The organism is Streptomyces sp. NPDC055955 (genome assembly GCF_042270245.1).
Lineage (GTDB): Bacteria > Actinomycetota > Actinomycetes > Streptomycetales > Streptomycetaceae > Streptomyces.
Genome location: NZ_JBHJYS010000023.1, coordinates 68721 through 81237, shown reverse-complemented (window position 1 = coordinate 81237; position 12517 = coordinate 68721). Strand labels below are relative to the sequence as shown.

Genomic DNA, 12517 nt, shown 5'->3' with positions numbered 1-12517 from the left:
TATTCCAGGAGCAGGTCGGCCACGACCACGACTCCACCACCGCGATCTGTACCTGCGTCTCCTCCGACGTCCGCACCCGCTCCCTGCGTCGCCCACCGAGCACCACAACGGCCGCACCGAGGATCACGTGGCAGATGCACGGCCACGCCCGGGCATCGGCTCGACGAACTCGACGCTGCGTGGCGCCTGGGCCTGCCGGTCCGCCCCCGTTCGAATTTCACCGACGTTCTGGAATCGGTCGGTGTGTTGACGGACGCCCGGGCGGGCCTGGTCCTGGTCGACGAGGTACGCAACATCGCGCTGGCAACCAGGTCCGGAGCCGAGGTCGCCGACACCGGTCACCGCCGGACTGAGCCTGCCCTGGTCGAGCGACAGAGTCGAGGGCCACGTGAAACGGATCAAATGCCTGAAAAGGCAAGGCTGTGGACGAGCGAACCTCGACCTCTGGCGACGCCGCGTCATCCTCACCCCAGGAACGGAGTCACCGTCATGCATGTACCTGCGCTGATCGCCTGCGATGGTGACGGTCACCTTCACGTTGGTGATGCTGCCCGTCGTGTCCTGGCTGTAGGCGCCGCCCAAGTGCCGGACGGAACCGACGGGGTTGCTGCCGGAGGCTTCCGCCCTGACGCTTCGCGCAGTGCCCGCACTGCCGCGGGACCCGTCGGTACCTCCCGCATGCCTTTGGAAGGTCTGGGTGCCGACGAGGTGGTCGTCATGCCACATCGTCCAGGTTGTGCCGTTGTTCATGAGCCCTTCGGACGTCTGCGGCGTACTGCGAGGGTGACTGCCGCCAGCACGGCGACGGAGCCGGTCGCCGTCGCGCCTGCGATCAGGCCGGTGGAGGGGGCGGACTTCGCGTCGGATGTGGCCGCGGGTTCGGATTCGCTCCGGTCGTTGGCCGTGATCGCGGCGATGTCGTTGGCGGGGTTCGGGTCGTCGGTGCTGAAGCCAGGGGCTGGGACCAGACGGGCGGTGACGGAGCCGGCGAACGCGGAATCCGCCAACGGCAGAATGACCTGGCGTACCTCGCCGGGTTCCAGCCCCTCGTCGGAGTCGAAGAAATAGCCGATCGGACACCGGTGGACACGCTCCCCGTGGGGGACACATGGCCGGCCGTCTTGCTCTTCCTCTTCGCCGTCTCCGCCGTCGTCGGAGGGTGCCGGGACGGTGGCACCCGGCGGAAGGGTGATGTCCAGGTACACGAGGTCCTTGTTGTCGATGCGGAAGGCAGCGGCAGGGCCCTCGTTGCGTACGGAGAAGGTGAGTGAGGCGGGCTCCCCGAGTCCGCCGGCCGACTTGAGCCCGTCCGCCTTGACCGAGAAGTCGGCGTGGTTGCCGACAGCGGCCAGTTCGAGCTTGCGAGCCCCCGGATAGCCCTCCTCGGCGGCCGCGAAGTCGCCCCCGGAGGTGGGGACCAGGCTGACCGGCGGTGCGGTACCTGGGGTGCCGCGCTTGTCGGCGCGGTCGGGGAGCAGGCGGGGCTCGATCCGGTAGCCGACCCAGGGCCGCAGGGCTTCCTCGGTGACCCGTACCGCGATGGGCCTGCTGAACTGGACGGTTTGCCCGGCGGCGACGGGCGTACGGAAGTCGCAGAACGGGCCCTGCGACTCCCACTGGCAGTTCCGGGGCAGACGGACGATCTCCAGCCCGGGCGTCGCGCCAAGCCCGAGCGAGAACTCCTTGACGGGGGTGCTGCCGATGTTGCGGAGCTTGAAGGGCAGTTCGACGATGTCGTCGGTGCGCAGTCCGCTGCGGTCGGGAAGTTCTGAGATGACCAGTTTTGGCGTGCCCGCGGTGACCTGGGTGGTGGCGGTGGCTGGTGTCTTGCTCTCGTCCACGCTGAGCCGGTATTTGAGGTCGCCGGTGGCGCCTGCCCGGGCGCCGGGGGCGGCGGTGAGGGTGACCCACGAGGCGTAGGTGTGGTCCTGGGCCTTGCCCTTGTTGAGACAGGTGACGACCAGGTCCTTCGCCTTGCATATCCCATAGTTCGGCTTGATCTCCGCAATTCCGCGCAGATCGGTGGCGTCGATGACCAGGCGGAGGTTGTGGACCGGGCCGGGCGGTGTGAACTTGTAGTTGTACTGCGGCAGGCTCGGCGCCACGTAGCCCTCGCTGTCCGCCTCGGCAGGCAGTGTCAGATTGAGTGCCTCCGGGACCTCGAGTTGCCCGGTGACCGTCCTGTTCGGCGAGAGCGAAGGTTCCTGCCGTGGGGATGCATGGGCCTGGCCGCCGCCGGCGCCCAGCAGAAGCAGCACGCCGGCGGCTGCCGTCGCTGCGACTCGGCGACGGGTCCGTACGATCCACAAGGCGTTCCAGGAGGCTGGCTTCATTCTCCGAGCGTGCGCGAGCCGGGACACGGAAAGATCACACCGCCGTTCCGGCATCGATACAAGTCGGGTACGCGACACATTCCGCTCGTAGACCAGTACGCGGTCATCTGATGGTGAGCACGGAGCGCGCGTGGGCCGGACACAATCCCGCCCCGCGCGACCGGCTACGGGGCACCGTCACCGTGTCACCCAACCCACCCCTCGTACTGGCGCGTCTTGGCCCGCGACTTGGTGGTGCTCTGGCTCCTGTCGATGACCGTCGTGCTGATCTCCTTCGACACTTCGAGGATCAGCCGGTGGCCGTTCATCTGTGCGGGCACCATCCCGATGCCGGAGCAAACCCCCGGATCAGGTCGAACCCGTACACCATCTCCATGGACGCGCATGCTCAAGCCGGCCTGGCAACGGTTGAGATCAGCTGGATGAACTGCCGGATGGGTGGCTCGCATGCCCGGTGGCGTGGGAGGAGGGCAGGGCGCCCCGGCCCTCCTCCCCGCTTCTCCGTTGTGGTTGCTCGCGCCGTTCCCCGCGCCGCTTGGGGAGTGGAAACGTGGCCGATACAGCAGTTGCTGCCGTGCCGTAACACGGCGTTGCCACCATCCCCGGGTCAGCCAAGATCGCGCACGATCTGAGGAGAGCCGGGCATATGGCAGCACAGCGGCAGACGGTAGGTACGGGGACCAGTCGGCGGGGCTTCCTTCGTAATGTGGGGCTCACCGGTGGTGCGGGCGCCATGTTCGCCACCATGGGCGCCCTCGGGCTCGCCCCCACGGCGCAGGCCGCGCAGCGTGAACTCCCGTACCGGGCACCGCGGTCGGGGGACTTCACGCTCAGCGGGCGGGCCGCCGCGAAGGTGGTGATCGTGGGCGGTGGCATCGCCGGGCTCGCCACCGCGTACGAGCTGGGCAAGGCGGGCTACGACTGTACGGTCCTTGAGGCCAGAGACCGCACCGGTGGACGCAACTTCACGGTGCGGGGCGGGGATTCGACTGTTGACCTGTACGGCAACGCGCAGACCGCGCGCTTCAGCGACGGCCAGTACATGAACGCGGGCCCGGCCCGGCTTCCCCAGTGGATGGTGACGCTGGACTACTGCCGTGAACTCGGCGTCCCCATCGAGGTGTTCACCAATACGAACGCCGACGCCTACCTCTTCAACGAGTCGGCCGGCATGACGAAGCCGATGCGGTACCGCACCGCCAAGGCCGATGTGTACGGGTACCTGTCCGAGCTACTCGCCAAGGCCTCCGGCAAGGGGGCACTGGACAAGGAGTTGACCGCCGCCGACCAGGACCGGCTCGTCGAGTTCCTGAAAGACTTCGGCGACCTGGGTGACAAGCTGACGTACGCGGGCGGGGAGCGGCGCGGGTACACCACCGTGCCGGCCGCCACCGGCACCCCGGGCGTACTGCTCGGTGACGTGCCGTCCGCGTCCGAGGTGTTCGCCAGCGGTGTCGGGCGCTACTTCTCCTTCGAGTTCGGCTTCGACCAGGCCATGTTGATGTTCCAGCCGGTCGGCGGCATGGATCAGATACCGAAGGCGCTGACCAAGGCGATAGGGGCGCGCCGCGTACAGACGGGCGCCGTCGTCGGCAAGATCACGGACAAGGGCGACGGGGTCGTCGTCACCTACCAGCAGGGTGGGCGCACCAAGGTCGTCGAGGCGGACTTCTGCGTCGGCGCGCTGCCGCCCAACATCCTCGCCAAGATCCCGCACAACCTCGGCTCGGGCGTGCAGGGCGCGCTGGAGGCCATCACCCCGCAGTCCGCGGGGAAGATCGGCCTGGAGTACAAGTCCCGCTGGTGGGAGCTGGATCACCGCATCTACGGCGGCATCACCGAGACCGACATGGACCTCAGCCACATCTGGCACCCGTCGCACGGCTTCCACGACGAGCGCGGCGTCATGATCGGCTATTACAACTACGACGGTGACGCCGACGCGTACGCGAAGCTCGGCCCCGCCGCGCGCGAGGCACGAGCGGTCTCCCAGGGCGTGAAGATCTACGGCGAGAAGTACCGCACGGAGCTGGCGTCGTCGTTCTCGCATCACTGGCGCCAGACCCCGCACCTGGAAGCCGCCTGGCACGACACCCCGGGCGGCCCCGACGACCCGCGCTACAAGTCCCTCAACGAGCCCGGCGGGCGCGTCTACTTCGCCGGTGACTGGCTCAGCTACACGGACGCGTGGCAGCACGGCGCGTTCACGTCCGCGCGGCGGGCAGTGAGCAAGCTGCACGCGCGCGTGATGGCCGCCTGAGCGCCGCCGGCTACGTGGGAGGTTGCTGAGAAGAGGGCGCGGGCGGGAATGCCCGCGCCCTCTGAGGCATAGGGCAGGACGGTCACGATGCTGACGTACAAGGCCGGCCGGTACGGCGGCACCCTGCACAAGGTGCCCGCCCCGAACACCTCCCGGTGCCTCCTCACTCGTCGTCCTCCCAGTCTTTCACCGGATGTCTCCGTTTCGTTGGCGAGACTCTGCGGGTGGCGCTGGAGGTGCTGGCCGGGGCCGGCCCATCTGGCTGCGCGGTTGATCAGCCCAGCGTGGGTGGAGCGGTATGGAGCCAAGGTCGACAACTACCGCTTCCCGAAAGGGGAAGACGTCCGTCGAGTATGGGGGGGAGCAGGTCGGGCGGGATGCGTTCGCTTGCCTGAGGGACAGCGGCTGGGTGTCGGAGCCGGCACCGTCGACCCTCCAGTCCGTCCAGTCGCGCTCAGGGTATGGATACGGTCGTCGAGGCGGGCCTCAGGTCGGTGAAGAAGTCCGCGGTGCGCAATCGCGTCCGGATGGCGCACAGGCCGGAAGCCTCGAGGTTCCCGCTCGGGACTGTCGAAGCGTCAGTCAGTCGCGGAGTCGGGCTTCCGGACGATGCGGTGGCCGGTGCTCGCTGTCAGGCGGAAGCGGGTTTGGGATCGGCTGCCGGCGAGGCGTCGGCTGCCGAGTCTGCCGCCCTGCCTCCTGCGCTGTCGTTCCGCCCGCCCCCTCGTACGAGAAGGACGCTGAGTGCGGCCAGAATCCCGATCACTGTCAGGCCGACCAGGCCCCCCTTGGTGGAACCCGTCGTGGTCTCCAGGATGCCGAAGGCAGTCGGGGCGACGAAGCCACCCAGGTTGCCGATGGAGTTGATGAGCGCGATGCCAGGGGCGGCGGCGCGGGCGTCCAGGTAGTTCTGCGGAATGGTCCAGAAGATGGGGGAAGCCGGCTTGAAGCCGACCGCGGCGATGCACAGGGCGCCGAGGCCGAGCCATGGCGAGACGTAGACGGCGAGGAGTGTGCCGAGGCTGCCGATGAGCAGGAGCGTGATCAGCAGCGGGCGGCGCTTGCCCGTGCGGTCGGAGATCCGGCCGCAGACCCAGACGGCGGCGATCGCGAACAGCCAGGGGATGGAGGTGAGGAGGCCGACCTGGAATTCGGAGAGGTTGCCGATGTCGTCGACGATCGAGGGGAGCCAGAACGTCACCGCGTACAGCGCGACGTTGATCGCGAAGTAGATCCAGAGGAAGAGCAGCATCTGGGGGTCGGCGAGCAGCTTCCAGCGGGAGATCTTCGCGGTGCCGCGCTTGCTCTCGCGTGCCGCCTGTTCGGCGTCGATCGTGGCTACGAGGCCCTGCTTCTCCTCGTCGGTGAGCCATTGGGCGCTCTCGATGCTGTTGTCGAGGAAGCGGTGGACGACGAAGCCGAGGACGACCGAGAAGAGGCCCTCGATGAAGAACATCCACTGCCAGCCGGCGTGGCCGAGGAGGCCGTGCATTTCCATGAGTGCGCCGGAGATGGGGCCGACGATGACGGTCGCCGTGCCGGAGCCCATCAGGAAGATGGAGGTGGCGCGGCCTCGGTGGGAGTCGGGGAGCCAGCGGGAGAAGTAGTAGATGACCGCGGGGAAGAAGCCCGCTTCCGCGACGCCGAGGAGGAAGCGCAGCACGTAGAACATCTCGGCGCTGTTCACGAAGGCCATGGCGGTGGCCACGACCCCCCAGCTGACCATGATCCGGGTGAGCCAGATCCGTGCGCCGAATCGTTCCATGAGGATGTTGGAGGGCACTTCGAAGATCGCGTAGGCGATGAAGAAGATGCCGGCGCCGACGCCGAACGCGGCGGCCGACAGACCGGTGTCGGCGCTCAGTTCGTCCTTGGCGAAGCCGATGTTGACCCGGTCCATGTAGTTCACGACGAACATGATGAAGAACAGCGGTATGACGCGTTTGAAGATCTTCTTGATGGCGGACTCTACGGCCGGGGGGTGCTGCACGGCGCCGTTGACGGCGTTGTGGGGTACTGCGGACACGAGCGGCTCCGATCGTGAATGCGGGGTACGGCGGGAGCGGGAGTCACCGGGGCCGGGGGCCGTCGGCAGGGGAACTTCCGCAACCAGAGCCGGGGGCCGGGACGTTCGAACGCCCGGCTCCCGTCAGGCAGTTGGTGTCACCAGCGGGGGAAGGCCGGGGTTTCCCAGGCCGGGTCGGCGACGCGCATGGCGGCCGCGTCGTCGCGCTCGCGCATCGTGCCGTCGTCGTCCAGCCAGCGCTGGTGCAGGACGGCGAGCCTGTCACGGTCGAGGGTGACGCCGAGGCCCGGGGCGTCGGAGACGGTCACCTTGCCGTCCGTGAAGGTGATCCGCTCGTTCAGCACGTCCTCGGACTGCCAGGGGTAGTGCGAGTCGCAGGCGTGGTGCAGGTTCGGGACCGTGGATGCCACGTGTGTCATCGCGGCGAGTGAGATGCCCAGGTGGGTATTGGAGTGCATCGACACTCCGACACCGAACGTACGGCAAGTCGCGGCGAGCTCGCGGGTGTTGCGCAGGCCGCCCCAGTAGTGGTGGTCGGACAGGACGACCTGGACGGCGTCGCGAAGGAACGCCTCCTTGACCTCGTCGAAGGTCGTCACGCACATGTTGGTGGCGAGTGGCACGTCGGTACGGGCGGCGACGGCGGCCATGTTGGGCGTACCGAGAGTGGGGTCCTCCATGTACTCGAGGACGTCCTGCAGCGCCTCGATGACCTTGACCGAGGTCTCGACGGACCAGGCGCCATTGGGATCGAGTCGCAGCGGGCTTTCGGGGAACGCCTCGGCGAGGGCGCGTATTGCCGCGATCTCCTGATTGGGCTCGAAGACGCCGCCCTTGAGCTTGAACGAGCGGAAGCCGTAGCGCTCGGTGAACTTGCGTGCCTGGTCGACGATGCCGGCCGGGTCGACAGCCTCGCCCCAGTCGTCCACCTCGGACTCGACGCCCTTCGGGTGCTCGCCCCACTTGTAGAAGAGGTAGCCGCTGTACTCGACGGCGTCGCGCACCTTGCCGCCGAGCAGTGCGTGGACCGGCAGGCCCTGGGCCTTGCCGAGCGCGTCCAGGCAGGCGACCTCGAAGCCGCAGACCACGGACAGCCGCAGCTTGTCGGCGGTCTGGACGCCTCGCAGGCCGCCCACGTCCACCTGATTCGTCACCCGCTCCTCGGCCACCACGACCTCGTTGGCGAGGGTGAACAGGCCGTTGAGGTCCGCGACGGACCGGCCGACCAGTTTCTCGGCATACGGGCGGGCCAGCTCCAGGTACTTGGTGTCGCCGTAGGTCTCGCCGAGGCCGGTGATCCCGTCCGCCGTGGTGACTTCGATGATCAGGCGGGGGGTGTACGGCTGGTGCACGCCCTGGGCGTTGAGCAGCGGCGGGTCGGCGACGAGGATCGGGGTCAGCCGGACGTCGGTGATCGTCAGGTCGTTCATCGGGGGGCTCCAACGAGGTTCAGGCCGGTGGTGAGCAACGCTTCGAGGTCTGCGAGATCTGCGGGCATCGGGTCGGTCAGGGGTGCGCGGACCGGTCCGACCGGGCGGCCGCGCAGCCGGGCCGCCGCCTTGACCAGGGACACCGCATAGCCCGGGCGCCGGTCGCGCAGTTCCACGAAGGGGACGTAGAAATCGGCGAGCAGCTTGTCGACGCGACTGTCGTCGCCCGCCGACAGGGCCTGGAAGAAGGCGTTGGCTATCTCCGGGGCGAAGGCGTGGACGGCTGAGGAATAGGCCGGGATGCCGACCGTGGCATAGGCGCGGGCCTGGAGCTCGGCTGTCGGGGCGCCGTTGAAGAAGAGGAAGTCGTCGGGGGCGGCGAGGGTGCCGCGCTGAAGCCGGTCGAGGTCGCTGTGGCCGTCCTTGAGGCCGATGACGCCGGGGATCGCGGCGATCCGGCGAACGGTCTGCGCGTCGTACGTCACGTGGTCGCGCTGATAGGCGATGAGAGGCAGCGGGGTGTGGTCGGCGATCCGGCGGAGCTGCTCGACCAGGCCGTCCTGCGGGGCCTTGTTGAGGTAGTGCGGCAGGACGAGGAGTGCGTCGGCTCCGGCCTCTTCGGCGATACGGGCGAAGCGCAGTGCCTGGGCGTAGCCGTAGCCGGTACCGGCCACGACCGGGACGCGGCCCGCCGTCACCTCCACGGCTGCGGCGACGACTTGACCGTACTCGTTCTCGTCGAGAGCGCTGAACTCTCCCGTGCCGCAGGCCGGGAAGACCGCACCGGGGTTCGTCTCCAGTTGCCCGGCCAGATAGCTGCGGAAGCCGTCGAGGTCGAGCGCCCCGTCGGCGTGAAAGCTGGTGAGCGGGAACGACAGCACGCCCTGGGCCATGCCGTCGCGCAGCCGCGCCACAGTGTCGGTGAGGGAGGTCCGAGTCACCATGCTGTCTCCGTATGTAGATGGCGTTCGCGCATGGGGATGGACACTAGGCTCGGGAAACCACCCCGTCAATGGGTTCCCGGAAGCGATTCGGCATGGAGCGGGGACGCGGACGCGCAGGTCGTGACAGTACGTACGATCAACCCATGTCCGAATCTGTTGAGCCCGTCCGGCCGTCTGAAACCGGAGTGCGCGAGGTGAAATCGGCCGCTCGCACGGTCGAACTGCTCGAACTCCTCGCCGCCCGCGGCGACCGGCCCGCCAGACTGCAGGAACTCGCCGACGAGTTGGGTGTGCCGCGCAGCTCCATGTACGCGCTGCTGCAGACCCTGATCGCCCGGGGCTGGGTGCGCACCGACGCCACCGCCTCGCTGTACGGAATCGGCCTGCGCACACTCCTCACCGGCACCACCTATCTGGACACCGACCCCGTGGTCCGCGTGGTGCGCCCATACCTGGACGATGCCTCGGAGCAACTCGGCGAGACGATCCATCTGGCCCGCCTCGACGGCATGGACATCGCCTACCTCGCGACCCGCGAGTCGCACGAGTACCTGCGCACCATCAGCCGAGTGGGGCGCTGGCTGCCCGCCCACGCGGGCGCACTCGGCAAGGCGCTGCTGGCCGAACACCCGGACGCGGCACTGCCGGACGCACCGTACGAGGCACTGACCCCACGCACCCACACCACCAAGGCCGCGCTCGTTGCCGACCTCGCACAGGTGCGGGCGCGCGGCTACTCGATCGACCGCGAGGAGGGGGTCACCGGCATCGTCGGATTCGGCTTCGCGCTGCGCGTGAACGACGAAGCGCCGGCAGGCGACGCGATCAGCTGCTCGGTCCCGGTGGCACGGCTCACTGAGGAGCGCGAGCGGCGGATCGTGACTGTGATGCAGAAGGTGCGCGAGGAGATCGAGGTAAGACTGGCGCAGGGCATGGGCGCGGGCGGAGTCGACTGGCGCTGAGCCCTGACTCTTGAGGAGCGCTTCGGCGGCTCGCGGAAGCCGGCCCAGGCGATGGCACCGGTCAAGGCCGCGTTCGCGCGACGGCCCCGCCACGCCCAGGGAGGGCAGGATGGTGCTGACCGGAGAGGACAGCATCACCCAGCATGAACCAGCACCCGCGATCGGGTGATCCTGGGCATCAGGTCGAAATCCAGCAGGTCGGCCAGGGCGTGCCACGTTGCGCGGCGTGGACGGAGGAGCCGAGCGGCGTACCCGCCCAGGGGCAGGTCCACCGCCGATCGAGCGGGCTGCAGACGGTGGCCGGTGTGTAGCCGAAGGTTCTGCTCTCGGACCCAGTTATCTGGAGCGATGGTCGCTGGCCGACTGACCTTCGTCGCCGAAATGAACTGGTGGGCACTGTGGGACACGAATCGAGGAAGGGATCTGCCTACAAGGGGACATCGTCGAAGGCAATTCATCATCAATACGATTTCTTGGGTGACTTCTACCGGCTGACGCTGGGCCCCGAGCTCGTCTTTTCCTACGGCATGTGGGAGGAGGGCGACACACTCGACTCGGCTCAGATCCGAAAGCTCGACTACCACGCCGAGGCGGCGCACGCCGTGGGCGCGGACCGTGTGCTCGACATCGGCTGCGGATACGGCAGTCTCCTGCACCGGCTGGTGAAAAATCATCATGTCAAGCACGCCGTAGGGATCACCATGAGTCCCGGCCAGGCCGCCTGGGCCCGAGACCAGCACTGGCCAGGTTGCGAGGTCCGGGCCGAGAACTGGTTCGATCACGAACCGGACAGACCTTACGACGCCATCATCGCGATCGAGGTAATCGAGCACTGCGCGGGAAACACCATGTGGCGGGCGAAGCGCGTCGCCCGCTACCGGGAGTTCTTCCAGCACTGCCATTCCTGGCTGCGGCCGTCCGGACACCTTTCCGTACAGGTCAACGCCTGGAATGAGCGCGGATGGCTCGCCTCTCTGTTCCTACCTCCCCAGCAACTGGACCCGCATCGGAGTGGCGGCGCCCGCGAACGCCTCGGCCTCAAGGACATCCTCGGCGGCATCGAGAACGTACGCGAGGGCCTTCACGCGTCGCGAAAGGTGTACCCCGAGTGCTTTCTTCCGACCCGGGACGAACTGATCGAAGCCAGCCGCGGCTTGTTCCGCATCGTGGAGGCGCGCACCGACCCTGACGACGGCGTCGCCACAGTACGCAGCTGGTTGGAAAAGGCAGAGGCCAACCACGTACGCGGAGCGGAACTCATCGGCCAAAGCGCGGTGTCAGACATCATCAGGGAGCAGAAGACCGCGCTCAGGTTCCTGCGTGAGGGCCGCTTCACCGTCGTACGCATGGTCTTCGAGAAGGTGTGAGGGCACCAGCCGGCGACCCTGCCCAGCGTTACCCGTCCGCATCAGACGAGCACCCGAATCCATACCGAAGGGGCTCACCGGAGAGAAGCTGCACCCACACGGCATCGTGCCCTTGCGGCGGGAAGTTACCGTCCGCGCTCCGGTCAGCGCCCAGCGTGCGAAGCGTCTTCCGTACAACCAACCTGCCCTGGTGCGTGTCTTCTTCACACCCGGACCAAGATCCGGCTCATCATGCCTGGAGAACCATGCGAATCAGAACGGCCGCCACCGCCGCGGGCGGCACCCTGGCGCTGCTCACCGTCCTCGCCCCCGCCGCGCAGGCGGACAGCCACAAGGGCGACACCACCTTCACGTCGGTGACATTCAGCACGACCACCGTGAACGTCGGCGTCAGCGCCGCTCAGTCCCTGACCGTCGTCGCGACCGCCAAGGACGGCTCCGGAATCAGCGGCATCTACGGAGGCAAGCTGGTCAGCCCCGACGGCCGCATCGCCTTCCCCGACTCCGCCTCGTGCACCCGGCCCTCGTCCACGACGATGAAGTGCACTTGGAAGTACACCCTGGACGCGAACGACACCGACGACTACGCCGACCTCAAGAACAGCAACGCCGGCACCTGGCACCTCGACGCCGAGGCCGCGGCCAACGACCACGACTTCTACACGCTCGACACCAGCAAGTCGGTCAAGGTGAAGCGCTACGCCAAGCTGACCGCCACCCAGGCGAGCCCTGAACCCGTGGTCAAGGGGCGCCCCCTGACCGTGACCGGCACCCTGACCCGGGCCAACTGGAACACGAACATCTACGCCGGCTACAGCGCCCAGCGCGTCGCCCTGCAGTTCAAGAAGTCAGGCGCCTCGACGTACTCCACCGTCAAGACCGTGACCACCGACAGCACGGGCAAGCTGAAGACGACGGTCACTGCGAATTCCGCAGGTACCTGGCGCTGGAAATTCGCTGGTATGAGCACCACCAGCGCAGTGACCGCCACTGGGGACAGCGCCGCCTTGAAGTAGCCCAACAGCCGGTCGGCACCGGAGCGCGGACGGACACAGGGCCATGCAGCGCGCATGCGAATGCCCGTGACCGCCCGGCTGGCTCTCCTTCCCAGATGGGCCGCCGACTGTGACTTTGTAGAGGCGCGATGCCGTACCGAGCGGTCCCGACTTCCGGCGGTCGGGACCGCCTGCCGGAC

General features: G+C 67.9%; 10 protein-coding genes. 4 read left to right on the top strand and 6 right to left on the bottom strand.

Annotation, left to right across the window (positions count from 1 at the left end):
• Nucleotides 1-123: 123 nt before the first annotated feature.
• From ACFC96_RS35470 to ACFC96_RS35460, 3 genes are all read right to left on the bottom strand, one after another.
• On the bottom strand, nucleotides 124-750 hold the full coding sequence (locus tag ACFC96_RS35470) for a hypothetical protein (RefSeq protein ID WP_376616122.1): 627 nt from the start codon (nucleotides 748-750) through the stop codon (nucleotides 124-126).
• Nucleotides 747-2333 carry a hypothetical protein gene (locus tag ACFC96_RS35465; protein WP_376616121.1) on the bottom strand — a complete coding sequence of 529 codons (1587 nt, stop codon included), beginning with the start codon at nucleotides 2331-2333 and terminating at the stop codon, nucleotides 747-749. Before ACFC96_RS35465 ends, ACFC96_RS35470 begins: the two co-directional genes overlap by 4 nt.
• Nucleotides 2334-2518: 185 nt before the next feature.
• Complete coding sequence (locus ACFC96_RS35460) at nucleotides 2519-2641, bottom strand: hypothetical protein (protein WP_376616119.1); 123 nt, start codon at nucleotides 2639-2641, stop codon at nucleotides 2519-2521.
• A gap of 425 nt (nucleotides 2642-3066) precedes the next feature.
• On the opposite strand from ACFC96_RS35460, the gene ACFC96_RS35455 reads away from it, so the two are divergent.
• The gene (locus ACFC96_RS35455) at nucleotides 3067-4593 is read left to right on the top strand and encodes a flavin monoamine oxidase family protein (protein ID WP_376616276.1); all 1527 of its coding nucleotides are present in this window, start codon (nucleotides 3067-3069) and stop codon (nucleotides 4591-4593) included.
• Nucleotides 4594-5224: 631 nt separating this feature from the next.
• Here ACFC96_RS35455 and ACFC96_RS35450 read toward each other — a convergent pair.
• From ACFC96_RS35450 to ACFC96_RS35440, 3 genes are all read right to left on the bottom strand, one after another.
• Nucleotides 5225-6619, bottom strand: a complete 1395-nt coding sequence (locus tag ACFC96_RS35450; RefSeq protein ID WP_376616117.1) for an MFS transporter — start codon at nucleotides 6617-6619, stop codon at nucleotides 5225-5227.
• A gap of 137 nt (nucleotides 6620-6756) precedes the next feature.
• Nucleotides 6757-8049: a glucarate dehydratase family protein gene (locus ACFC96_RS35445; protein WP_376616116.1), complete on the bottom strand. Its 1293-nt coding sequence runs from the start codon at nucleotides 8047-8049 to the stop codon at nucleotides 6757-6759.
• Entirely contained in the window at nucleotides 8046-8993 is a 948-nt protein-coding gene (locus ACFC96_RS35440) for a 5-dehydro-4-deoxyglucarate dehydratase (protein WP_376616114.1), read from the bottom strand. Before ACFC96_RS35440 ends, ACFC96_RS35445 begins: the two co-directional genes overlap by 4 nt.
• A gap of 143 nt (nucleotides 8994-9136) precedes the next feature.
• Between ACFC96_RS35440 and ACFC96_RS35435 the strand changes: the two genes are divergently transcribed.
• The 3 genes from ACFC96_RS35435 (at nucleotide 9137) to ACFC96_RS35425 (ending at nucleotide 12338) form a co-directional block, all read left to right on the top strand.
• Nucleotides 9137-9955, top strand: coding sequence for an IclR family transcriptional regulator (locus ACFC96_RS35435; RefSeq protein ID WP_376266345.1), 819 nt, complete (start codon nucleotides 9137-9139; stop codon nucleotides 9953-9955).
• 398 nt (nucleotides 9956-10353) lie between these two features.
• Nucleotides 10354-11322 (top strand): SAM-dependent methyltransferase, encoded by a 969-nt coding sequence (locus tag ACFC96_RS35430; RefSeq protein ID WP_376616112.1) that lies wholly within the window; start codon nucleotides 10354-10356, stop codon nucleotides 11320-11322.
• A gap of 245 nt (nucleotides 11323-11567) precedes the next feature.
• Nucleotides 11568-12338: a calcium-binding protein gene (locus ACFC96_RS35425; protein ID WP_376616110.1), complete on the top strand. Its 771-nt coding sequence runs from the start codon at nucleotides 11568-11570 to the stop codon at nucleotides 12336-12338.
• Nucleotides 12339-12517 lie beyond the last annotated feature (179 nt).

Coding starts and splice junctions, on each gene's coding strand:
- ACFC96_RS35470 (WP_376616122.1), bottom strand. CDS start 750: ATGAACAACGGCACAACCTGGACGATGTGGCATGACGACCACCTCGTC.
- ACFC96_RS35465 (WP_376616121.1), bottom strand. CDS start 2,333: ATGAAGCCAGCCTCCTGGAACGCCTTGTGGATCGTACGGACCCGTCGC.
- ACFC96_RS35460 (WP_376616119.1), bottom strand. CDS start 2,641: ATGAACGGCCACCGGCTGATCCTCGAAGTGTCGAAGGAGATCAGCACG.
- ACFC96_RS35455 (WP_376616276.1), top strand. CDS start 3,067: ATGTTCGCCACCATGGGCGCCCTCGGGCTCGCCCCCACGGCGCAGGCC.
- ACFC96_RS35445 (WP_376616116.1), bottom strand. CDS start 8,049: ATGAACGACCTGACGATCACCGACGTCCGGCTGACCCCGATCCTCGTC.
- ACFC96_RS35440 (WP_376616114.1), bottom strand. CDS start 8,993: ATGGTGACTCGGACCTCCCTCACCGACACTGTGGCGCGGCTGCGCGAC.
- ACFC96_RS35435 (WP_376266345.1), top strand. CDS start 9,137: ATGTCCGAATCTGTTGAGCCCGTCCGGCCGTCTGAAACCGGAGTGCGC.
- ACFC96_RS35425 (WP_376616110.1), top strand. CDS start 11,568: ATGCGAATCAGAACGGCCGCCACCGCCGCGGGCGGCACCCTGGCGCTG.